This is a genomic window from Nonlabens dokdonensis DSW-6 (assembly GCF_000332115.1).
Classification (GTDB): Bacteria; Bacteroidota; Bacteroidia; order Flavobacteriales; family Flavobacteriaceae; genus Nonlabens; species Nonlabens dokdonensis.
This window is the reverse complement of record NC_020156.1, coordinates 2,682,237-2,704,084: the sequence shown is the minus strand read 5'-3', so window position 1 is coordinate 2,704,084 and position 21,848 is coordinate 2,682,237. Positions and strand designations below refer to the sequence as shown.

The 21,848-nt window shown below is 35.2% G+C and carries 24 protein-coding genes; 20 read left to right on the top strand and 4 right to left on the bottom strand.

Annotated features, from left to right (window positions below; translation table 11 throughout):
• Positions 1–461: 461 nt before the first annotated feature.
• From DDD_RS11860 to DDD_RS11820, 9 genes are all read left to right on the top strand, one after another.
• Positions 462–1,370, top strand: coding sequence for a DUF2589 domain-containing protein (locus tag DDD_RS11860; RefSeq protein WP_015363118.1), 909 nt, complete (start codon positions 462–464; stop codon positions 1,368–1,370).
• A gap of 12 nt (positions 1,371–1,382) precedes the next feature.
• Positions 1,383–2,084 (top strand): hypothetical protein, encoded by a 702-nt coding sequence (locus DDD_RS11855; protein ID WP_015363117.1) that lies wholly within the window; start codon positions 1,383–1,385, stop codon positions 2,082–2,084.
• Between the two features lie 2 nt (positions 2,085–2,086).
• Positions 2,087–2,632 carry a hypothetical protein gene (locus tag DDD_RS11850; protein ID WP_041567129.1) on the top strand — a complete coding sequence of 182 codons (546 nt, stop codon included), beginning with the start codon at positions 2,087–2,089 and terminating at the stop codon, positions 2,630–2,632.
• 47 nt (positions 2,633–2,679) lie between these two features.
• Positions 2,680–3,120: a hypothetical protein gene (locus tag DDD_RS11845; protein ID WP_015363115.1), complete on the top strand. Its 441-nt coding sequence runs from the start codon at positions 2,680–2,682 to the stop codon at positions 3,118–3,120.
• A gap of 6 nt (positions 3,121–3,126) precedes the next feature.
• Positions 3,127–3,756: a hypothetical protein gene (locus DDD_RS11840; protein ID WP_015363114.1), complete on the top strand. Its 630-nt coding sequence runs from the start codon at positions 3,127–3,129 to the stop codon at positions 3,754–3,756.
• On the top strand, positions 3,746–4,543 hold the full coding sequence (locus tag DDD_RS11835) for a sensor histidine kinase (RefSeq protein WP_111474721.1): 798 nt from the start codon (positions 3,746–3,748) through the stop codon (positions 4,541–4,543). Before DDD_RS11840 ends, DDD_RS11835 begins: the two co-directional genes overlap by 11 nt.
• Positions 4,543–5,286: a LytR/AlgR family response regulator transcription factor gene (locus DDD_RS11830; RefSeq protein WP_015363112.1), complete on the top strand. Its 744-nt coding sequence runs from the start codon at positions 4,543–4,545 to the stop codon at positions 5,284–5,286. Before DDD_RS11835 ends, DDD_RS11830 begins: the two co-directional genes overlap by 1 nt.
• Positions 5,287–5,405: 119 nt before the next feature.
• On the top strand, positions 5,406–6,125 hold the full coding sequence (locus tag DDD_RS11825; RefSeq protein WP_015363110.1) for a class I SAM-dependent methyltransferase: 720 nt from the start codon (positions 5,406–5,408) through the stop codon (positions 6,123–6,125).
• 88 nt (positions 6,126–6,213) lie between these two features.
• Complete coding sequence (locus tag DDD_RS11820) at positions 6,214–6,993, top strand: SDR family NAD(P)-dependent oxidoreductase (RefSeq protein ID WP_015363109.1); 780 nt, start codon at positions 6,214–6,216, stop codon at positions 6,991–6,993.
• On the opposite strand, the gene DDD_RS11815 is transcribed toward DDD_RS11820, so the two are convergent.
• On the bottom strand, positions 6,994–7,611 hold the full coding sequence (locus DDD_RS11815) for a DNA-3-methyladenine glycosylase (RefSeq protein WP_041567437.1): 618 nt from the start codon (positions 7,609–7,611) through the stop codon (positions 6,994–6,996).
• 32 nt (positions 7,612–7,643) lie between these two features.
• On the opposite strand from DDD_RS11815, the gene DDD_RS11810 reads away from it, so the two are divergent.
• The 3 genes from DDD_RS11810 to DDD_RS11800 all read left to right on the top strand — a co-directional run bounded on the left by DDD_RS11810 (position 7,644) and on the right by DDD_RS11800 (position 10,604).
• The gene (locus tag DDD_RS11810; protein WP_015363107.1) at positions 7,644–8,570 is read left to right on the top strand and encodes an OmpA family protein; all 927 of its coding nucleotides are present in this window, start codon (positions 7,644–7,646) and stop codon (positions 8,568–8,570) included.
• Positions 8,571–8,604: 34 nt separating this feature from the next.
• Positions 8,605–9,744 carry a DEAD/DEAH box helicase gene (locus tag DDD_RS11805; protein ID WP_015363106.1) on the top strand — a complete coding sequence of 380 codons (1,140 nt, stop codon included), beginning with the start codon at positions 8,605–8,607 and terminating at the stop codon, positions 9,742–9,744.
• 116 nt (positions 9,745–9,860) lie between these two features.
• A complete protein-coding gene (locus tag DDD_RS11800; RefSeq protein WP_015363105.1) occupies positions 9,861–10,604 on the top strand; it encodes a hypothetical protein in 744 nt (247 codons plus the stop codon).
• 218 nt (positions 10,605–10,822) lie between these two features.
• Here DDD_RS11800 and msrB (DDD_RS11795) read toward each other — a convergent pair whose 3' ends face one another.
• Positions 10,823–11,200, bottom strand: coding sequence for a peptide-methionine (R)-S-oxide reductase MsrB (gene msrB, locus DDD_RS11795; protein WP_015363104.1), 378 nt, complete (start codon positions 11,198–11,200; stop codon positions 10,823–10,825).
• Between the two features lie 113 nt (positions 11,201–11,313).
• Positions 11,314–11,844 (bottom strand): peptide-methionine (R)-S-oxide reductase MsrB, encoded by a 531-nt coding sequence (gene msrB, locus DDD_RS11790; RefSeq protein ID WP_015363103.1) that lies wholly within the window; start codon positions 11,842–11,844, stop codon positions 11,314–11,316.
• A 586-nt stretch (positions 11,845–12,430) separates the two neighbouring features.
• On the opposite strand from msrB (DDD_RS11790), the gene purE reads away from it, so the two are divergent.
• The 5 genes from purE to DDD_RS11765 all read left to right on the top strand — a co-directional run bounded on the left by purE (position 12,431) and on the right by DDD_RS11765 (position 16,164).
• Positions 12,431–12,925: a 5-(carboxyamino)imidazole ribonucleotide mutase gene (gene purE, locus DDD_RS11785; protein ID WP_041567128.1), complete on the top strand. Its 495-nt coding sequence runs from the start codon at positions 12,431–12,433 to the stop codon at positions 12,923–12,925.
• Entirely contained in the window at positions 12,918–13,157 is a 240-nt protein-coding gene (locus DDD_RS11780) for a hypothetical protein (protein WP_015363101.1), read from the top strand. The genes purE and DDD_RS11780 overlap by 8 nt, the downstream gene beginning before the upstream one ends.
• Before the next feature lie 83 nt (positions 13,158–13,240).
• Positions 13,241–15,286 carry a M3 family metallopeptidase gene (locus DDD_RS11775; RefSeq protein ID WP_015363100.1) on the top strand — a complete coding sequence of 682 codons (2,046 nt, stop codon included), beginning with the start codon at positions 13,241–13,243 and terminating at the stop codon, positions 15,284–15,286.
• Positions 15,287–15,350: 64 nt separating this feature from the next.
• Entirely contained in the window at positions 15,351–15,914 is a 564-nt protein-coding gene (locus DDD_RS11770; protein ID WP_015363099.1) for a sigma-70 family RNA polymerase sigma factor, read from the top strand.
• A gap of 4 nt (positions 15,915–15,918) precedes the next feature.
• Entirely contained in the window at positions 15,919–16,164 is a 246-nt protein-coding gene (locus DDD_RS11765) for a hypothetical protein (RefSeq protein ID WP_015363098.1), read from the top strand.
• A gap of 232 nt (positions 16,165–16,396) precedes the next feature.
• On the opposite strand, the gene DDD_RS17300 is transcribed toward DDD_RS11765, so the two are convergent.
• Positions 16,397–17,062 (bottom strand): UbiA prenyltransferase family protein, encoded by a 666-nt coding sequence (locus DDD_RS17300; protein ID WP_146250794.1) that lies wholly within the window; start codon positions 17,060–17,062, stop codon positions 16,397–16,399.
• A 344-nt stretch (positions 17,063–17,406) separates the two neighbouring features.
• Here DDD_RS17300 and gcvP point away from each other — a divergent pair, with 344 nt between their 5' ends.
• From gcvP to DDD_RS11750, 3 genes are all read left to right on the top strand, one after another.
• Positions 17,407–20,244, top strand: a complete 2,838-nt coding sequence (gcvP, locus tag DDD_RS11755; protein WP_015363096.1) for an aminomethyl-transferring glycine dehydrogenase — start codon at positions 17,407–17,409, stop codon at positions 20,242–20,244.
• Positions 20,245–20,562: 318 nt separating this feature from the next.
• Positions 20,563–20,928, top strand: coding sequence for a hypothetical protein (locus DDD_RS17725; protein WP_015363095.1), 366 nt, complete (start codon positions 20,563–20,565; stop codon positions 20,926–20,928).
• Positions 20,929–21,116: 188 nt separating this feature from the next.
• On the top strand, positions 21,117–21,587 hold the full coding sequence (locus DDD_RS11750) for a hypothetical protein (protein WP_015363094.1): 471 nt from the start codon (positions 21,117–21,119) through the stop codon (positions 21,585–21,587).
• The last annotated feature ends 261 nt before the right edge of the window (positions 21,588–21,848 follow it).

Sequence of the window (21,848 nt, the reverse complement as noted above, 5' to 3'; positions counted from 1 at the left end):
ACCATTTCAAGCCTCGTACCAATTCCATTATCGTGACAAGCTGGCAGCAATTTGTTCCTTTAAAACTACCATTGATGGACTCAGATCTACCGATATTCAAATGCAACTTTAATAAACTCTCCATACGATTCATATTTGCATGGTTCATTGAAAGTTCAGAGATATGATTTTAGGGGAAGGAGCCGCGGCGAGAAATTGCCCGGCTTTTCTTTCCTTTAAGCTTGACATAAATAGATTTTCATATTTTAATATTCAAGATCTTATCGATTCAAAACTACTGATCTTAGATTGATACTTTTATGTCTAGGCAAAAATAAGAACTTTTGTCAGTAATTATGGATAACGTGGTAACAGCGCTCCATGATATTTCTCCTTCACTCATATTGATCTACGAGATCAATTTCAGGTCGAGCCCGAAAAGCCTGTTTCAACGAGTAGGGATCAATTAAAAAATATGTATTATGGCAAATAGTCCATCAAATTACAACCCAGGTCAAGAATTATCTGACCTAAACTTTTCATCTCTTATTGGAGGTCCGTTAGGAGCAATAGTAGATGCTCAGAGTAAAGCCGCATTATCTACTGTAGATTTTGTAAAAAGTGTAGGATTCACTCCAGATAGTGAAGATGAAACAACTGGAGAAATTACACCAGGAGAGCCTATTTATGTGAGTTTTAAATATCCTAAAATGGTACAACCTTATCAACCAGGAGTTGTCGATAAGCTTGACGAGATTACCGTAAAAACTGGTGGAAGTGATTACGAAGTAGGCGATGTATTGAGCGTTTCAGGTTTATCTGTTACAGTTGCCACAATAGACTCTGGAGGTGCAATATTGACAATTTCCTATAGTGCCGATGGAACGAATAATATCACAGCAGCTACTGATGTTCCTGGAATAGGAGGAGCAGGAACTGGTGGTGAATTTGACATTACTACCGAAGATATTTCTTCTATTCCAGCTGTTTTTGAGGAGATGAAATTAGAAGTTCCTATCCTAACGATGATGCCTATTCCTTTTATACGCGTTGAGGAAGGTAATATAGACTTCAATGCAAAAATTACCAGTATGGAATATAGTCGCGTGGGAACTCAGTTTAAATTTGGAACCAGTGCCTCAATGACTAATAAGAATACGAATAAGAATTATTCCTTTGCTGGTTCTTTTAACTTCAATGAAAACGTCAATACTGTAAATCTTAAGACCAATATATCGTATCAACGCAATACTCGTCAAGGAAGTAAAGTGGATAAGACCTTTCACATGGGTGTAAAAATTAAAGTGGTACAAGACGAGATGCCTGAAGGAATGGAGAAACTTCTTAATATTCTTGAAGGAGCAATTGTAGCACAACCATCAGGAAACTAAAACCAACCAACTATGGTAAAGCTTAAAGATTATTTAGGAACATTAATCTCTGGCGTGAACCAAGCGCGTGTAATGGCAGACGTTGAGTCTGCCAAGATCGCGCAGGCTTATGCAAGTGATAACATTTTAAAACACTTCCCTATCCCTAGATTCAGGGCGCAAGATGTAGAACTAGATATACCTGTAGCTATAGATAGTTTTGATGAGCAAGCTGTAGAAGATTACCAACCTATTGATAACAAGTCGTTTAATAGCAACACTTACCGAAGTATGAAAGATGCTGCCAAAGTATCTTCTTTTTCTAGAGAGACATCTAAATTCCTAAATTCTGAGATTTCGAAAAAATCAAAGGAACTGGAAAAAGAAATGAAAGCAAATGAGTCAAAAGAAACAGCGTTTTCCAAATATGAAGAAAAAATGACAACTGCCTTTTCTGATGCTATAGAAATGGATAAATTATCTGTGAAAGATCGTGAGGAGATGATTACTCAATATCGACGAATTTTGAAGAAAAAAGTCTTTGCCGATGTTAAAACAAGACAAGTAACAAATAAATTAGAAAATGCACAGGTCATTGTTGAAGCAGCAAAGTTAAGAGATATTCCTAATGAAAATATTGTACGTATTAAGCTAAAACTTTTTGAGGACGGCATGGAATGGCATACTTCTGAAGATGAAAATGGAGATAGAACCTCCGTACTAACACCAGAATAAGAATGAGAAAATCAGTTATAGAACCAGCGGCTCAAATTAAAGAGGAACTATTCAAAATTTCAATGCTAGTTGATAAATTCCAAGCACAACATATTGAAATCACTGATCTATGGTTGACATTCATAAAAAATCTAGAAGAATTACTCAAGAAGTATGGTTATAGAGAAACGGCTGAGATTTCAGGATATCGAGCTGCAATCTTGAATAATATGAGCTCAACTAATAAAAAAAAACGAACAAGCTCAAAGCTAAAACGTCAGGCTGCTCTTGCGACAGTACAACCTATACAACAATTGTTGAGCGATAAACTCAATGAATTGGAGCAAAAAATTGAAACAGTAAGATCAATGATCAAACAAATCATGATACCTGCTAAAGACGCTGGAATGATTAATTATGATTTGAATAATGACTTTACAGCTTACCTAGAATCATTACTTGCTCAGTTCAAATCTCATGAACAGCTAGCACCTGGAATCAACAGCGCTATTGCAAGCATTGGTAAATATGATGTTCTAAAAATCATTGCTGAAGAAATAGAATTTTAATAAAAACTAATTACATACCTTTAAATCTTAACATAACAACCAACTTTATGAATACTAGACAAATTACCTTGATTAAATTAGTAACACTATTAATTCTCATAAGTACATTAATGAGCTGTGAACCTAAAGGAATTAAACCTGACGGTCACATTTCAAAAGAAATTGCAGAGGAAAGAGAACAAAACTATGTGAATAACATTTATGGTAAAGAATTGAATTATCAAGACAATCGAGAGTTTTGGTTTTCAAATGAAGAATTACAAAAAATGATTGATTATGCTGCTCATGTGGGAGATTCTCTTGATTTAACCACAACTGGCTTAAGAGCTTATTTAGGAGCACAAATGGATGAAAATGGTAATTGGAAAACAGAGCTGTTTTTTGTACCAACAGTAGAAGGAGAAGATTTGAATGATAATTATAACGACTCTGGAGCATTCAATGATAGCCAGTCGGGCATGCCGCCAATTAGTTTTATTAAGCCTTAAACAATAATGATTTATTACTGGGTTTCTTGCATTATCATTTATGGGACGAGATTGACTGCCTTATCTTTTGGTATTTATAACTATAAAACTATCAAAGGAACGAGTGAAAAATACTTCCCTCACTTTATAACCTTAACCTTAATATTTGATGCGATAGCAATTTATATGGTTTGGGCAATGGAAATAAGCGCAAGTAAATCCAGTGATATTTATGGAATAATATTCATATCCTTTATCATTTGGTGGTATTTTCAACTTCTAAATAATAAATTATTATTAATCGTTTCAATAATTCTACTTATCGTTTCCTATTCTTTGGATTTGCTATATAATACAAATATTGAGTCAGAGTTTCCTATCAGAGTAGTAAGTAGTGCGATCATAGTTTTGATATCAGTATTCGTTTTTTTACAAAATCAAATATTAAATAATCAGCATATAGACTACTTAAAACTGAGAGCGTTTTGGATTTCAATAGGCTTATTAATATATCAAGTGACATTAATGCCAGTGCTATTATTTTTACCAAATTTAAGCAGGCTCGACTGGGAATTAAATTTGGTACTAAGTTTTATTAATATAGCATTGTATGGCTGCATAACATATGCTTTAAGTTTGAAATCAAATGATGAATAATAATGTTCTACTCATAGGCAGTCTATTACTTATAGTGTTGACTTCTATAGGAATCATTTCATTGTTTATTACCTTCAATAATCGCAAAAATCAATTATTACAAGAAAAATTAGAAGATCAGCTCGCTGCACAAAAAAGACAACACAATAGCGAGTTAAATGCACTGCGTAGTCAACTCAATCCGCATTTTGTACACAATAGTTTAAACGCTATTCAATATTACATCCAGCGCAACGAGGTTGAAATTTCAGAGGATTACCTGACTAAATTCTCTAAGTTGATGCGATTATTTTTTGATTATTCTCGTAAAAAACAAATTACCTTAGAAGAGGAGATTTCTTTTTTAAACAAATACCTACAAATTGAAAAACTAAGATTTGAAGAGAAACTTAACTACCACATAACAGTAGATCCACAACTGGATACTGATGCATGTTTAATACCTACCATGTTATTACAACCCATGCTAGAAAATGCCGTAAATCACGGTATCTTTCATAAACCTGACGCAGGTTTCATAGAAATATCATTTAAACTAGATGACACAAAAAAAGGCTATCAATTGAGCATCATTGATGACGGTATCGGTCTCAAAAAATCAAAAGAACTTCGTAATAAAAATAAAGCCAGTACAAAAGCTCACAGCAGCGAAGTAATTAAAGAACGTATTTCCATTCTTAATGATAGTGAAGAATGGGAAATCAACTATAAAATAATAGATCGATCACAAGAAAGTAACACTACTGGAACGGCTATTTACATGACCTTTAAACACCTTTCAGAATAATGAGTATCAAGACCGTAATCATAGATGATGAGCCTAAGGCAATTGCAATTCTAGTAAATAAAATCAAACGATTTTGTCCAGAATTGGAAATTGTTGCCTCAGTAAGTAAACCACAGGAAGCTTTTGACACTATAAACGAATTACAGCCTGATCTCATTTTTATAGATATTGCGATGCCAGGCATGACTGGATTTGATGTGCTACAGCAATTCACTCATCCTAATTTTGAAATAATTTTTGCTACAGCTTTTGATCAATATGCTTTGGACGCTATTAAACATTGTGCCATCGGTTACTTGGTAAAACCTATCGATAATGAAGATCTTGTCGAGGCGGTAATTAATGCAAGGCGCAATATAGAAGATAAGAATGCGCTTCAAAAAAATAAGCTTCTCATTGAGAATCTAGGAATCCAAAAATTTCAAAAGAAGAAAATAGTCATTCCATCTACCGATGGTCTTGAATTTGTGAAAGTAAAAACTATAAGTCATTTTGAAGGCGTTGATGGCTATACTAAAATTCATTTTTCCAATAGAAAATCAATGCTTAGCTCTCATAGCATAGGCCATTTTAAAAAATTACTCGATGAACGTGAATTTTATCACGTGCATAAATCTTACATCATCAACATGTCTTATGTGGAGCGGTATTTAAATGACGGTTACGTCGTACTTCAAGGAGATATCAGTATTCCAGTAAGCAGGGCAAAACGTACTGAATTTCTTAATCAATTAAAGCAGTAGCTATATTTTTTGACACATAGATATTGGTAAACTCGCTTTCGCGAAAGCGGTATTAAAAACTACTTCTACGAGAGAACAAACCGTAGTAGAAAGTTTAATTTTGCTCAAAATCAAAACCATTGGACAAGCATTCTGATATATACGGTAAAGCATTACTTGACTTTCAAAACGGAAATTACACAGAAGATCTTCAAGTGTTAAGTCCTACTATGGAAGATGATGTGTTACCACTTCCCTATTTGTTCAGATCACATGATAAAATGCCTGCTATTGAAAGAAAGGCTCTATCCTTTTGTATAGGTGATATATTAGACGTAGGCGCAGGCGCTGGATCGCATAGCGTTTATTTAGAGAGCAAAGATTTTAATATTACCGCATTAGACCAAAGCGATGGTGCCATAAAAGTGCTCCATCAAAGACTTCAAAAACCTAATTCTACAATTATAAAAGAGAATATCTGGCAGCACAACGGCCGTTATGATACCATTTTATTGCTCATGAATGGTACTGGAATATTTGAAAAGTTAGAAAGAGTTCCGCTTTGTCTTGAAATGCTTAAAAACATGTTACACAAAAATGGACAGATTCTAATTGATAGTTCTGATTTAAAATTTCTATATGAAGACCCAGAAGATGGTGGTTTATGGGTAGATTCTAGTAAAGAATATTACGGAGAAGTAGGCTTTTCATTGCAATACAAAGGAGCGGAATCAGAATTATTTGACTGGTTGTACATGGATTTTGAACTTCTTAAAAGTTATGCAGTTGCTGCTGGATTTCAAATAGAATGCGTTTATAGAGGCGACCATCATGATTACCTCGCAAGATTAACTTTTTAAAAGGATAATTTCACGTGTTAAACTTGAAATAAATGAACTGCAATGTTCAAGATCTTCTTCTATCTTTAAAGTAAAACAAATAGGAGTTATGAAGACAGCATTAATTACTGGAGCTAGCAGCGGTATAGGAAAAGAGTTAGCAAACATTCATGCGAGCAACGGCGGTAATTTAGTAATTGTTGCTAGAAGCGAGGAAGAACTTAACGAACTTAAATCAAAACTTGAATCTCAACATAAGGTAAACGTCCATGTGATCGTAAAAGATCTCACGGCACCAGATGCTACACAAGAAGTTTATGACGAGATCAAAGAAGCTGGGATTGAAATTTATTATCTTATAAATAACGCTGGTTTTGGCGGTATAGGTAAATTTCATGAGCGAGACTGGTCCAGTGATCAAAATATGATTTTATTGAACGTTATGGCGCTCACTCATTTGTGCAGGGTGTTCTTACCTCAATTTGTAAAACGTAATTCTGGTAGGGTTCTTAATGTATCCTCTACAGCGAGCTTGATGCCTGGTCCTATGCAAGCGGTTTATTTTGCTACAAAAGCCTTTGTTGCATCTTTAAGCAATGCTATTTCTCAGGAATTATCTGAGACTAATATAACTGTAACTAATTTAATGCCTGGAGCTACAGAAACCGATTTTGGTAAAACTTCTGGAATGGATAAAACATCCTTATTTGATCAAACAGCAAGCGCCAAAGATGTGGCTCAAACAGGTTATAACGCTATGATCAACGGTGATATGGACGTCAAAGCTGGTTTGAGTTTTTCTCAAAAAGCCATGCTCGCTACCATTCCTTTTACGCCTAAAAAAGTATTGCTTAAAATGGTAGAAAAAATGCAGCAGCCTAAAGATTAATTATCTTTTACTTACAAATTTAGAAGTAGTGAGATAAAATCGCCAGGGAAGATCTTTGTCTTCATCTGCATAATCAATACCTATTCTTTTGCTGGTGGTGATCTCGCTTTCGCGAAAGCGGAATTCCTCATTCTCCTCGATCCACACTTCATCTCCCGTTAAATTTGCACCGTAATGTGACTTAGAAAGAGCAAAAGCTTTACTAAAATTCCCTGGTCCAGAGGTAAGTGTTTTATCTAGTTTCTCCTTATTACGGCGTCGCAACATCACTTCTACTCCATCTATAGGTTCTACAGCTCTTATTAAAATGGCATCAGCTTGATCCTTAGAATTTGTTATAATATTGAACAAATGATGAATCCCATAGCATAAATAAACATAGGCTACGCCACCAGGTTCATACATGATCTTAGTACGGTCGGTAAATCTGCCTAAGTGAGCATGGCAAGCTTTATCGTCATAACCGCGATAGGCTTCTGTCTCGGTAATAATACCAGAGGTTAGTTCTTCATTAATATTAGAAACGATCTTTTTTCCTATCAGATCTTTTGCAATGCTTACCACATCATTTTGTAGATAATAGGAAGTATGTAATTTTTTGGAAAGATTATTGATCATACCTAAAAATAACACACTTACAACCTTTACTCATGATGCTTAAGACTTTTTTAATAATAGGTTTACTTTTTGTCGCTAATTTTTCTTCTTCTCAAGACTCTTTAGAATCATTAGAAAATAGTAAAATTTTATCTTCAATGTCAACTGTGTATTTTGAAACAGATAGCGATCGATTGCACCCTGATTCAAAAAAAGCTATAGAGGATTTATTTCTGTTAGATAATGGCTCTATTATTAAGGAGATCGTATTGACAGGATATTGCGATGAACGTGGTTCAAAATTTTACAATAAAAATCTTGCTTTAAAAAGAGTGATAAGTGTACAAGAGTTTTTCAATTCTAAACGTAAATTTGATCAATCTGTGTTTGAATTAAAAGCTCGTGGAGAAATAGCCCAAGGAGATTTAGAATACCTAGAAGGAGGTTTTAAATTCAATAGACGCGTTCAAATAAATGTGAGTTATGAATACCCAGCTGTAGAAGTAGAAATGAATGATTCTACTGAAAATAGAATCAATAGCAAAACCCAGCCCATCTCTTCTACACCAGTATTTACTGACAATTTGCAAGTAAATGAGAAGTTAGTTTTTAATAACATTATTTTCATCGGTGGTACAAAAAACGTGAGACCTGAATCTTTATCAGTTATAGATCAAATCGCAACAGATTTAAAAAAATATACAGCATATCAAATTGAAATTCAAGGTCATATATGCTGTAGCCGACCAAACAAGAAAGGGATCGAAATCAATACAGGAGAAACATTCTTATCCTTACTGCGTGCTCAAAGAGTAAGAGAGTTGCTGGTACAAAAAGGTGTAGACGCAAACCGTCTTACGGCAGTTGGAAAAATGGCGAACTTTAAAACAGGAAAAGGTGATTATTTTGATCGTAGAGTTGAATTTAAGATTACGGCCATTAATGAAAAGGATAGCAAATCTAATCAACAAAAGCCTTGAGAATCTGTTACCTTTGTAGCTAGAATATTTTTTTATGTCTTTTGAAAAATTAGGTCTTGATCCTGCCCTTTTAAAATCTCTTAACGATCAACAATTATTAGAACCTACTCCTATTCAAGAACAGGTCATACCCTACATTTTAAAAGGAAAAGATGTCTTAGGAATTGCCAAAACTGGTTCTGGTAAAACAGCTGGTTATGCGCTACCATTATTACAAAATTTAAAAGGAATTACCTCTAAAAACAGACACATCAGTGCGCTAGTAATGGTTCCTACTCGCGAGCTTGCCGTGCAGGTAAGCGATGTGATCAAAACATTTTCTAAAGCACTAGACAAGCCATTAATCACCATGCCTATTTATGGTGGTGTGAGCATCAATCCACAGATGATGCAAATGAATACAGTAGACGTACTTGTCGCTACGCCAGGTCGTTTGATTGAGCTGGTAGAAGCAAATGCTGTTATTCTTAAAGAGTGTAAAATTCTAGTGCTAGATGAAGCAGATAAGATGCTTTCTATGGGTTTTAAAGAAGAAATGGATGCGGTGTTGTATCATTTGCCTAAGAGAAAGCAAAACCTTCTATTTTCTGCTACACTAAGTAACGAAGTTAAAAATATTCAAGAAGGACTACTTCATGATCCTGTAGTGGTTGAAATTGAGGAAGAAGAACAAGATTACTCGCTCATAAAACAACTAGGTTATCGAGTAACACCAGAGAAAAAAGGAGTCTTACTGAGACACCTTATAGAAGAACATGACATGCAACAAGTTTTGATATTTTGTTCTTCTACTTATCAAGTGGAGCATGTAAATGATAAGCTCAACACCAACGGAATCAAATCCAAAGCGATTCATGGTAAAAAATCTCAAGGAGTTAGAAACAAAAACTTAGCCGACTTTAAAAATAGTAAAGAGCCTGGAGTGCGCTGTTTGGTAACTACAGATTTGCTTTCTCGAGGTATCGATATTGAATTCTTGCCTTACGTTATCAATTACGAATTGCCTCGATCTCCTAAAGATTACATTCATAGAATAGGTAGAACCGGTCGTGCAGAAAATCCAGGAACAGCCATCTCTTTAGTTACAAAAGAGGAATCCAATCATGCACGTGTCATTCAAAAGAAAACCAAATTAAAAATATGGATGGAAGATTTACTAGAGTGGAATTCGTAGGAAATTGAATTTGAAGTCGAACTTGAAGAAAAGTTTAAATAGTGCCAAAATAAATATTTGGTACATCAAATTATAACAACTTATTTTTCAGGTATAACTTTTGATACTATTGAAGAATGAAAAAGCTATCTCAACTTTTTATAATCTTAATATCGCTTTCTAGTATTTCGTGCAAACAAGACGAAAGAACTATTGAAAAAGATGACCTTAATTATCGCGCTTATTTGTTGAAGGATAATGATGACGTTCCAACTTTTCAATTCCCATTAAACTCAACAGCAGACGAAGTTTTTAAAGTGATCGATAATTATACACAACAAGGTTGTTTTGATACATTCCATTTTAATTATAAGATTGCTGGATATGAAGTTCAAAGTGTGGCATTGGAATACTGTCATGAATCGCCGCCTGTAGCTGACCCTAGAACATTATTTATAAATGTAAAAGAGAATAGCGAGTTATTTATAGATTATTATGGAATAATAGAACATGATGCTGTTAAAAAGCAAACCTTGGATTTTCTGAATGGAATTGAAAGAGATCGTAAACGTTTTCTTCTACATTACAAAATAGACAAGAAGGTTGAAAAAAGAATTACTGAAAAAATTATAGGGTATGTAATTGAAGCTTATCTTGAATTTGCAAAGAACTTATATCAAAAAGAAAACAATTTACATATAAGCAAAGCTAATAAAGAACAATTGGACGAATTTAAAAGTAAACATTCAATGAGGATTTTGTTCGACAGTTGGGATCATTTTAAAATTTTGCCGCCACCGCCGCCAGCTCAAAAATCGCTTAAAATTCATCAAAAAGACACTATTGACTATGATTTTGATACTGCGCTAAGTGAAAAATAATCTTCAATAACATTTCGAAAGGATCTGGCAGATCCTGAACAAATTTGGAGATCACTATATTTATTCATTCAGAAATACCGAGCCAAATTTTTCAGGAAGACAAATCCAGTTGAACAAATCTGTAGAAGTGTCTTGTCTGTCTCTCTACTCACATTTAAGAGCAAAGCGAATAAATGAAACTGACTACTGCCACTGAAAACTGACACTGTGACTAATAACTACTCTTCCTTTTTAAATTCCAAACTCAAACTATTCACACAATGCCTAATACCACTAGGCGTAGGTCCATCGTTAAACACATGACCTAGATGGCTGCCACAGTTAGAACACATGATTTCTGTCCTTATCATTCCATGGGTTGTATCCCTTTTGCGCTCTATTGCTCCTTCTATCTCATCGTCAAATGATGGCCAGCCGCAACCAGAATCAAACTTTTGATCGGATTTAAAAAGATCGTTCCCACAAGCTGCACAACTGTAAACACCATCTTCATAATGTGTATTATACTCTCCCGTAAACGGTCGTTCTGTTCCTTTTTCTCTTAGAACATAATACTGTTCTGGAGTCAATTTATCTTTATATTCTTTTTCAGTCATCTTTTTTATTATTTGTCAAATTATTGTTTGAAGTTCCGCTTTCGCGAAAGCGGAACAAAAAAAGCTCCTAATTTAAGTCAGGAGCTTTTTATAAATCTTACGTATTTGAAAAACTATTTCCTCAACGCCGGTAATTCTTCTCCTTTTGGGACGAAGTCTAAAGCAACTCCATTAATGCAATGACGCTTACCAGTAGTCTTTTTAGGTCCGTCATTAAATTCATGTCCTAAATGCGATCCACAAGTATTGCACTTTAATTCAGTACGGGCATAACCTATTTTATAGTCTACATCTCGTTCTACTTGTCCTTCAATAGCTCGGTCATAACTAGGCCATCCAGTTCCCGAGTCAAATTTATGCTCATTTTCATAAACTGGTGCATAACAAGCCGCACATATTAAAGTTCCTGGAGCGTACTGCTTATTCAGCGGACTTGTATGTGGACGTTCAGTTCCTGCTTCTCGTAAAACGTTATATTCTTGAGAAGTCAATAGTTTTTTCCACTCTTCATCGGTTTTAGTAACCTCGTATTTTTTTTCTTGTTGCATTTCTTCATCAGAAGAATTCATTGCTAGTTCCTTAGAAGTATTTCCACAAGAAACAAAAAGCAATGCAATAATGCCTATTGCTATAAATCTTACCATCATTTTTTTCTTTGAGGTAAAATTAAGGTGTATAACCGCTCTTAGGTGTTGCAATTCTGTTAAGTATTATGTCAATGATATCACAAAATTGTTGATAATGAGTGGTTAGGTGGTTAGGTGGTTAGGTGGTTAGGTGGTTAGGTGGTTAGGTGGTTAGGTGGTTAGGTGGTTAGGTAAAATCAAAAAATAAATTTTGAATGCAAACATAAAAGCGGAATTTATTCCGCTAAATAAAAAGAACGCCGCGAGGCGACAAAACAATTCGTAGCGGCGGACTTCAGTCCGCCAGATATAATGATGATTTAAAAACGAAGCCTTTTCCCCAACCCTTAAGGTTAATATTTCTCTTTAAAATTAAAGTTGAAGTTGAAGTTGAAAATAAAAAGCGGAATTTACTTGTACTGAGCTGGTCGATGTATTACGTTAAATAAAAAGAACGAAGTAAGCGATAACTCAAATCCAGATCGGCAGACTTCAGTCCGCTGGTTGCGCATTATTATTCTATTATTTTGGCTTTGTCGTTGATTTTGCTTTCATTTTACAGCCGTTTTACAGTTCCTTTTATTTTTGTTTGTAACTTTACCTCATGAATAAAAAAGTAGCTATAATCATGGGTTCTACGAGCGATCTACCTGTGATGCAAGACGCCATAGATGTATTGAAAGAATTAGAAATTGAAATTCAAGTAGACGTGGTAAGTGCGCACCGCACGCCAGAGAAAATGTTTGAATTTGGTAAAACAGCTCATGAAAAAGGTATTGCTGTAATTATTGCTGGTGCTGGTGGCGCTGCCCATTTACCAGGAATGGTGGCTAGTTTATCGCCGCTACCGGTTATAGGAGTTCCTGTAAAGTCCTCTAATTCTATTGATGGATGGGACAGTGTTTTATCTATATTACAAATGCCTGGTGGAGTTCCTGTCGCTACAGTTGCACTTAACGGAGCAAAAAATGCCGGAATTCTTGCTGCCCAAATTATAGGAGCCACTCAAGAAGATGTACGTGCTAGAATTATATCTTATAAACTAGGTCTTAAAGAAAAAGTGACCCAAGCTGCAGCGCAAATGCGTAAAAATGTCTAGAGCCTATCAGTTTTCATCCCTACTTATTATTGCTTTAACCATTCTATGGTTTGCCTATGAAATGATGTTACGACATTCGGTGCAGTGGCATTTCCTCGCCGCTGGTGGGATCAATTTTCTCACAGCCATTATCATTAATAGGCAGTTTACTGATAAGAAATACAACTATTTAGGCATCATTCATGTGGTGTTTATGGTACTCCTTTTTGGTTACGGCTATTTCTTCATTTAATTAATTTGTTTAAGTTTCATGATCAAAAGTTTAACAAAATTGTGATAACTCTTTGATTCTTGACGATTATTTTTACATTGAATATGAATACAAACACAAATCCTTTACTGGCAAATTTTGAAACCTTTCAAGACACAGCACCTTTTTCATTGATCAAGGAAGCTCATTATGAGTCCGCTTTCGAGAAAGCGATAGAAGAAGCAAGAAAGGAAATAAACGCGATCACCGAGAACTCTGCACAGCCTAATTTTGAAAATACGATAGAGGCGCTCGATGCGTCTGGAGAGTTATTAGGTCGCATTTCCAGTATATTTTTTAATTTAAACAGTGCGGAAACTAACGATGAGATTCAAAGAATTGCAAGAGAAGTGAGTCCAAAATTATCAGAATTTGGTAATGACGTTACTTTAAATGAGGAGTTATTTGCACGTGTAAAGGCGGTCTATGAGAATAGAGCAACTTTAGATTTAACCGAAGAACAAAAAACCCTTTTAGAAAAGCAATACAAGCGTTTCTCTCGTAACGGAGCCAACTTAAACGAAGATAAAAAGAAGCGATTGAGAGAAATCGATAGTGAATTATCACAGTTGACTCTTGCTTTTGGCGAGAACGTTCTTGCAGCTACAAATGCTTATGAGTTGCACCTAGAAGATGATTCAAGATTATCTGGACTACCTGAAAGTGCAAAAGAAGCTGCTGCAGAAACAGCAAAAGCAAAGAATAAAGAAGGATATGTATTTACACTTGATTACCCAAGTTACATTCCATTCATGACCTATGCAGATGATAGAGAATTGCGTGAGGAGCTTTCCAAAGCCTTTGGTGCAAAAGCATACAAAGATGACTATGACAATCAAGAAAATGTATTGAAAATCGCACAATTGCGTTATGAAAGAGCGCAATTATTGGGTTATGAAACACATGCTCATTTTGTTCTGGAAGAGCGCATGGCCAAAACTCCAGAAACAGTAAATAATTTTTCTCAAGAAATATTAGAAAAAGCAAAGCCAGCAGCTCAAAGAGAATTTGATGAGTTGCAAGAGTTTGCAAGAAATTATGCCGATAATCCAGTGGAGTCCTTAAAAAAATGGGACGCAGCTTATTATTCTGAAAAGTTGAAGCAAAAGTTATATAGTCTTGATGATGAATTGTTGAAACCTTATTTCAAATTAGAAAACGTAATTAACGGTGTTTTTGAAATTGCCAGTCGTTTATACGGATTGAGCTTTGAAGAAACTCAAGAAATACAAAAGTACCATCCAGACGTACTTACTTACGTCGTTAAAAATGAAGACAACTCGTTAAATTCCATCTTCTATGCCGACTTTTTTCCACGTAAAGGAAAACGTAATGGCGCATGGATGACTTCTTTTAAAAATCAGTGGCATGATAACGGTCATAACATAAGACCACATGTTTCTAACGTTTGTAATTTTACTAAACCTACAGCAACAAAACCTTCTTTACTCACTTTCAACGAGGTAACAACCTTATTTCATGAATTTGGACATGCTTTACACGGCATGCTAGCAGATACGAAATATAGGAGCCTATCTGGAACGTCTGTTTTTTGGGATTTTGTAGAGTTACCTAGTCAGGTGCTAGAAAACTGGTGTTATGAAAAGGAGGCGCTGGAGATTTTTGCTAGACATTATGAAACAGATGAAGTGATTCCTTTAGAGTATATTGAAAAAATAAAAGCTGCTGCAAACTTTCAAGAAGGATTACAAACCTTAAGACAGTTAAGTTTTGGAATGATGGATATGAGCTGGCATGGAATAGATCCAACTGCAATAACAGATGTAAAAGCGCACGAAAGAAAGACATTTGATCAAACAGATTTATATCCTGACGTAGAAAGTAGTTGTATGAGTACTTCTTTTGCACATATTTTTCAAGGAGGTTACAGCGCTGGATATTACAGTTATAAATGGGCAGAAGTATTAGATGCAGACGCTTTTGAACTGTTCCAAGAAAATGGAATTTTTGATAGACCTACGGCTAAGAAATTTAGAGATAATGTACTTTCCAGAGGTGGAACTGAAGATCCTATGCTCTTGTATACTCGCTTCCGCGGAAGCGAGCCAAAAATAGACGCTTTGTTAAAAAGAGCTGGATTAGTAGCGTAATAAACACAGAATAACGAATAACGAATAACGAATAACGAAATTTTAGAAACTAGATAAAACGAAAATGCCAGAAGTAAAATTAATACCAGAAAAATGGGTAGATCGCTACGGTGATTATCTCTTCAACTTTACCATAAGTAGGGTCAACGATCCTATAATGGCTCAAGATCTGGTATCTGAAACTTTTTTGGCCGGTTTAAAAAGTGCCCACCGTTTTAAAGGTAATTCTACAGAGCGTACTTGGTTGATCTCGATACTTAAACGTAAGATCATAGACTATTACCGTAAAATTAATTCTAAAAAAGGAAAAGCCGAAGTACGCATGAGTTATCTTCCTAGTAGCGATCAAGATGGCGACTGGATGGAAGAGCGAGCTGAGGATTTACGCAATCCTAATGTTGAAGATTTAATAGAACAAAGAGAGCTAGGTGAAGCTCTTGAAGAATGTATTGCTTGTTTACCTGAGCGATATGCTACTATATTTGTGCAAAAAACCATAGATAATTTGGAAACCGAAACAATATGTAAGGAACATGATATCACGGCGTCCAATCTTTGGGTTATCATCCATAGAGCTAGAGTACAGCTTATGGAATGTTTAAATAAAAAATGGCACAAGAATAGTTAATCTAATGAGTAAATTTTTCATCAACTGCGATCAGGCTAGCATTTTAAGTACTCGTGAACAATACGGCGATTTAAATCCTAAAGAAATATTTAGACATAAACTTCACAGAGGTCATTGTTTTAAATGTCGCTCCTTTCATAAGAACAATGCAAAATTTCAACGCACGTTAAAAGGATTGAGATGGGTTTCTCTAGGTATCGAACAAAAGAAATTAATTAAAAAGGCTTTAAAAGAGGCCATGAGTAAATAATATTCAAGAAAATTTTAAAAAGAGCTTTTCGGCTCTTTTTTTATGTTTTAAATTTAAAGTAAGTAGTATAAACCCAACCATAAAACAGGTATCGCTTCTACAAAAAAAACGGGCGGACACTCATTAACTAAGAGCATTTCCTTCGACGGAAACAATCTTAAATAGTTTTTTTGATTGCAAAATTAATCATCTTCCCTTGAGGGAAGATACGAGAAGGGTGTTTGCACTGCTTTTAAAAAACCCAATAAAATCCCAACCATAAAACAGGAATCGCTTCTACAAAAAAACTGGCATAATAATCGGATTTGACTTTGTCTGAAAACCAGATGGCGATTGCTGTTAAAGTCAAAATAAAATAAGTGATCATAAAGTTCATATCCGTTGAGAAACCAAACTGAATAAACTCAATCACTACATACAAAACGCAAATAAGAACTCCTAATATTTTGCTATTGTATGTACCTACTAGCTGCGGTAATGTTTTCAAAACTACAGAATCATATTTTAAGTCCTTTATTTCAAAAGGGATGCATAAGGCTATAATTAGTAGAAATAACTGAAGTACATCTATAAAATAAAGAAAATAGACAGTGTCTACCACTGGCGCAACATCACAACCGTATGCATATGCAAAAACTACATAAGTTGACTGCAGCGGCAATAGGCAAATTAAAATAATCCATGAAACAGCAACTGTTACTAATTTAATAATTGGTATTTGTCTCCAATTACGATGCTTGAACAATGGAAACGCATAGAGTAAAGAATATGAAGAAGCTAATAAAGCCATTAAAACAGTCCATAAATTATCATTAATTACCAGATAAACCGCAATTATTAAAGCTAACGAAGTAAGTATTAAAATACTAATTTTGAACCTGAAATGTTCTTTTTTCAATATCAGAATCGCGTATTTTATCAAATTATATCCGATAAGTACACCACAAAATAACAGCAGAAGTATAGAGATTTCAATTTTTTTGAAGTTCCAAAAATGAAAAACCATAAACAACGCCACAAAGCAAACTGCCACATGCAAACTACTGCGTATATAAAAGTCTAAAATACTTTTTAGTAACCTCATCGCTCAAATTTACACTGCATAGTTAATAACTCACTTAAAAAGGTTGAAAAATTGAGTCAATTATAACAAACGCTTGTTAGTTTAAAAAGCTTAAACGACTACTTTTGCAACGAATTCAAACAGAATTCAATATCTTAAATATAGACCACATAAGTACTATGAATACAGATCGTTTTGCCCTTAGACACATCGGACCACGCAAGGCAGACCTTGCACCTATGCTAGAAACCATAGGAGTTGATTCTATTGATCAACTTGTTTATGAAACCGTTCCTGCAAACATTCGTTTGAAGCAAGATTTGCAGTTAGATCCTGCGATGAGTGAGTATGAATTCTTGAGCCACATCAATAAACTAGGTGCCAAAAACAAACAATTCAGATCTTTTATAGGTCTAGGATATCACCAGCCTATCACACCAGCGGTAATCCAGAGAAATATTTTGGAGAATCCAGGATGGTATACTGCTTACACTCCTTATCAAGCCGAGATTGCTCAAGGACGTCTAGAAGCCTTATTGAATTACCAGACTATGGTGACCGATTTGACAGGAATGGAGCTGTCCAACGCTTCATTACTAGACGAATCTACTGCTGCGGCCGAGGCAATGACATTACTTTTTTCAGTTCGTGAACGTGCACAGAAAAAGGAGAACATCGTTAAGTTTTTTGTAGATCAAGATACTTTGCCACAAACTAAAGAATTATTAAAAACACGTGCGATTCCGCTAGGGATTGAGCTTGTAGAAGGTAATCCGCAGGAGATAGACATGAGCGCTGGATACTACGGTATTTTACTACAATATCCTGGTGCCAGTGGAAATGTGGTGGATTATACCGCTTTCGCGAAAACGTGCAAAGAAAACAACATACGTATAGCCGTAGCTGCCGATATACTTTCATTAGTATTACTAGAAGCTCCTGGACATTGGGGTGCAGATGTGGTTGTGGGAACCACACAGCGTTTTGGAATTCCATTAGGCTATGGTGGACCTCACGCAGCATATTTTGCTACTCGTGAAGAATTTAAGAGACAAATTCCTGGTCGTATCATAGGTGTTACTAAAGATACAGACGGAAAACGTGCACTGCGCATGGCGTTACAAACGCGCGAGCAGCACATAAAAAGAGATAAAGCGACTTCAAATATTTGTACTGCACAGGTATTACTTGCCGTTATGGCCGGTATGTATGGCGTGTATCACGGACCACGTGGTTTAAAGTTTATTGCAAACAAATTACACGCACAAACAGCTACACTAGCTGATGCGGTTGAGAAACTAGGCATTTACCAAACTAACGAGAACTTCTTTGACACATTAAGTTTTAAAGTAGATGCTGAAGCTGTGAAGAAAGAAGCTCTAGCACTAGAAATCAACTTCTACTATCCAGATGCAAACACCGTTCATGTTTCTTTGAACGAGACTACTTCTCTAGCAGACTTGAATGATATTGTTTCCGCTTTCGCGAAAGCGGTATCTAAAGACTTCTCTCCTATCACAGAGTTGATCGAGAAAACACACCTAGGAGAAGGACGTCAGACGGAATTCATGACCTATGAGGTGTTCAATTCTTACCATTCTGAAACAGAATTAATGCGTTACATCAAGAAATTAGAGCGCAAAGATTTAGCTTTAAACCACTCGATGATTGCCTTAGGTTCTTGTACCATGAAGCTGAACGCCGCAGCAGAAATGTTGCCACTTTCAAATCCGCAATGGGGAAATATTCACCCATTTGTACCGCTAGATCAAGCACAAGGATATCAAGAAATGTTGAAGAAATTAGAATTACAGTTGAATGAATGTACTGGTTTTGCTGGGACATCTTTACAACCTAATTCTGGTGCGCAAGGAGAATTTGCTGGATTAATGGCAATACGTGCTTACCACTTAAGCCGTGGAGATGATCACAGAAATATTTGTTTAATTCCGTCTAGTGCTCATGGAACAAACCCTGCAAGTGCGGTAATGGCTGGAATGAAAGTAGTAGTTACTAAAGCCCTAGAAAACGGAAACATCGACGTAGATGATTTACGTGAAAAGGCTGAGAAATATAAAGATAACTTGAGTGCGTTAATGGTAACCTATCCATCGACTCATGGTGTTTATGAAAGTGCTATTAAAGAAATCACAGGCTTGATTCATGAAAATGGTGGCCAAGTGTATATGGATGGTGCAAACATGAATGCACAAGTAGGATTAACAAATCCTGGAAACATCGGTGCAGACGTGTGTCACTTGAACTTACACAAGACATTTGCCATACCTCATGGCGGTGGTGGACCTGGTGTAGGACCTATTTGTGTGGCACCTCAACTGGTTCCATTCTTACCTACTAATCCAATCATCCCAACTGGTGGAGATCAAGCAATTACACCTATTAGTGCGGCGCCATTCGGTAGTGCGCTGGCTTGTTTAATTTCTTATGGTTACATCTGTATGTTAGGAGCTGATGGATTAAAACGCTCTACAGAATATGCTATAGTTAATGCTAACTATATCAAGGAACGTCTAGAAGGTAGCTTCTCTTGTTTATACGTAGGTGAAAAAGGACGCGCTGCTCACGAGATGATTATAGACTGTCGTCCATTTAAAGAGCACGGCATTGAAGTAGTAGATATTGCAAAACGTTTGATGGATTACGGCTTCCACGCTCCTACAGTATCATTTCCAGTAAACGGAACAATGATGATTGAGCCTACTGAATCTGAATCAAAAGAAGAAATAGACCGTTTTTGTGACGCCATGATTTCTATAAGAAAAGAAATCGCTACTTGTAGTGCAGACGAGCCTAACAATCTATTGAAAAACAGTCCACATACCATGCAAATGCTAACAGCAAACGATTGGGATTTCCCTTACACAAGAGAACAAGCCGCTTACCCATTAGACTTTGTATCTGAGAACAAATTCTGGCCTACCGTACGTCGTGCAGACGATGCTTATGGGGATCGTAATTTAATGTGTACTTGTGCTCCGATGGAGGAGTATTTGTAGAAATTGAATTTGAGCTTGAGCTTGAACTTGAACTTGAACTTGAACTTAAGTTGAAGGTTAAAATAAAAAGCTGATGATTTTATAAATAGTTATAACCTGCTGAGTATTTTCTTGGCAGGTTTTTTTTATAGAATTTAAGTTGAAAATACTTGGTTGAGTACTTCGATTAATTCAGTGTAAACTTAGGTCGAAAACTTTTTTGATAGTAAAAAATTATTGAATAGGTAAACGTTCTCGACTCTCGCTCGAACTGGCATTAGAACACGGATTAAATTTGTGCTGGTGCGGTTTTTAGTACCATTATAATTATATTTAATCATGAAAGATATAAAGCAATTAAACATTGATTTAAGACTAAAAGTAAGATGGTGGGAATCAAAACGATGGATTTATAATCTTGTCGTTTTACTAGCGGGCTCTTTTAGTATTTATGAGACTTATACGCTATTTAATTACTCGCTCAAGTTGATGGATATAATACTCATTTGTATTTGGGCGATAGGTGCTAATATATTTTATTCCTTAGGTACGTTGACAGAGTTATTTGATTGGCATTACTTCCATAATAAAATCAAAATTTATCGTTTCAGGTGGTTCTTTTTCATTTCTGGATCACTATTTAGTTGTTTATGGACATCTATTAATATAACTAGTTCTTTTTACACTTATCCGATTATTCCTTAAAAATGAAACTTAACTTTTAAATAAAGCTTGCTTTATAGCAATAACGTTTACTCCATTTCTTCCTTAATTGTAGCTTATAGTATTACAAAATAAACTGTATTATTTGATTTATAGCAAGTTGCACCTTTGAACCTAGAAAGATTTATATTTGACCTACTTTTGAATCAAACTTTAAATAACTAACATTAATGAAAAATATTAAATACGTAACGACATTCATCCTGCTTGCTTTTTGCTTCAGTTCATGTACAATAGAAGACGATGACAATGACGGTGATCCAGTTGAGGAATTATCAACCGATCCATTAATGGGTCAAGTTTATGGAGAAAATTTTACAGTGGTAGGTGGCACATCCCGTTTCTTGTCGCTTAATGGCGAAGATGTGATTAGAGTCTTATTATATGATGTGCAGGTTGATTGTACTAATAACGAAAGTAGCATAATAAGTATCAATTTACCACGACAAATAGGTATTCATGAGGCTGGTGTTACTGGATCTATTAACGACCCTAATTCCACTAGTTTTCAAAGTTTAATTAATTTTAAAGTAGAAGTTGTTAGTTTCAATAATACTGAAGTAACTGCGAGAGTACTGATTGATAGACCTTCTATAAATAGTTTTGTAAATGGTACTTTTACAGTTCCATTTTGTATGTGAGTTTTTACTTTTTATTGAATAAACCTCTTGTTTCTATCTATATCTTTTGAAAAATATAGTTCGAAGATCCTATATTATTAAATTTTAATTGGAAATTTGAAATTATATTATTCTTAGCCTGTAGAAAACGATTATCTTAAGGATTAAATATTCTTTTTAAGTTATGTAAGACTATTGAGGCATTTATAACCGATTAAGCATTTTATTGATTTGGATTTTTTGACTAGAATATTTTTATATATTTAGATCAGAAATATAATA

Coding starts and splice junctions, on each gene's coding strand:
- DDD_RS11860 (WP_015363118.1), top strand. CDS start 462: ATGGCAAATAGTCCATCAAATTACAACCCAGGTCAAGAATTATCTGAC.
- DDD_RS11855 (WP_015363117.1), top strand. CDS start 1,383: ATGGTAAAGCTTAAAGATTATTTAGGAACATTAATCTCTGGCGTGAAC.
- DDD_RS11850 (WP_041567129.1), top strand. CDS start 2,087: ATGAGAAAATCAGTTATAGAACCAGCGGCTCAAATTAAAGAGGAACTA.
- DDD_RS11845 (WP_015363115.1), top strand. CDS start 2,680: ATGAATACTAGACAAATTACCTTGATTAAATTAGTAACACTATTAATT.
- DDD_RS11840 (WP_015363114.1), top strand. CDS start 3,127: ATGATTTATTACTGGGTTTCTTGCATTATCATTTATGGGACGAGATTG.
- DDD_RS11835 (WP_111474721.1), top strand. CDS start 3,746: ATGATGAATAATAATGTTCTACTCATAGGCAGTCTATTACTTATAGTG.
- DDD_RS11830 (WP_015363112.1), top strand. CDS start 4,543: ATGAGTATCAAGACCGTAATCATAGATGATGAGCCTAAGGCAATTGCA.
- DDD_RS11820 (WP_015363109.1), top strand. CDS start 6,214: ATGAAGACAGCATTAATTACTGGAGCTAGCAGCGGTATAGGAAAAGAG.
- DDD_RS11815 (WP_041567437.1), bottom strand. CDS start 7,611: ATGATCAATAATCTTTCCAAAAAATTACATACTTCCTATTATCTACAA.
- DDD_RS11810 (WP_015363107.1), top strand. CDS start 7,644: ATGATGCTTAAGACTTTTTTAATAATAGGTTTACTTTTTGTCGCTAAT.
- DDD_RS11805 (WP_015363106.1), top strand. CDS start 8,605: ATGTCTTTTGAAAAATTAGGTCTTGATCCTGCCCTTTTAAAATCTCTT.
- DDD_RS11800 (WP_015363105.1), top strand. CDS start 9,861: ATGAAAAAGCTATCTCAACTTTTTATAATCTTAATATCGCTTTCTAGT.
- msrB (WP_015363104.1), bottom strand. CDS start 11,200: ATGACTGAAAAAGAATATAAAGATAAATTGACTCCAGAACAGTATTAT.
- msrB (WP_015363103.1), bottom strand. CDS start 11,844: ATGGTAAGATTTATAGCAATAGGCATTATTGCATTGCTTTTTGTTTCT.
- purE (WP_041567128.1), top strand. CDS start 12,431: ATGAATAAAAAAGTAGCTATAATCATGGGTTCTACGAGCGATCTACCT.
- DDD_RS11780 (WP_015363101.1), top strand. CDS start 12,918: ATGTCTAGAGCCTATCAGTTTTCATCCCTACTTATTATTGCTTTAACC.
- DDD_RS11775 (WP_015363100.1), top strand. CDS start 13,241: ATGAATACAAACACAAATCCTTTACTGGCAAATTTTGAAACCTTTCAA.
- DDD_RS11770 (WP_015363099.1), top strand. CDS start 15,351: ATGCCAGAAGTAAAATTAATACCAGAAAAATGGGTAGATCGCTACGGT.
- DDD_RS11765 (WP_015363098.1), top strand. CDS start 15,919: ATGAGTAAATTTTTCATCAACTGCGATCAGGCTAGCATTTTAAGTACT.
- gcvP (WP_015363096.1), top strand. CDS start 17,407: ATGAATACAGATCGTTTTGCCCTTAGACACATCGGACCACGCAAGGCA.
- DDD_RS17725 (WP_015363095.1), top strand. CDS start 20,563: ATGAAAGATATAAAGCAATTAAACATTGATTTAAGACTAAAAGTAAGA.
- DDD_RS11750 (WP_015363094.1), top strand. CDS start 21,117: ATGAAAAATATTAAATACGTAACGACATTCATCCTGCTTGCTTTTTGC.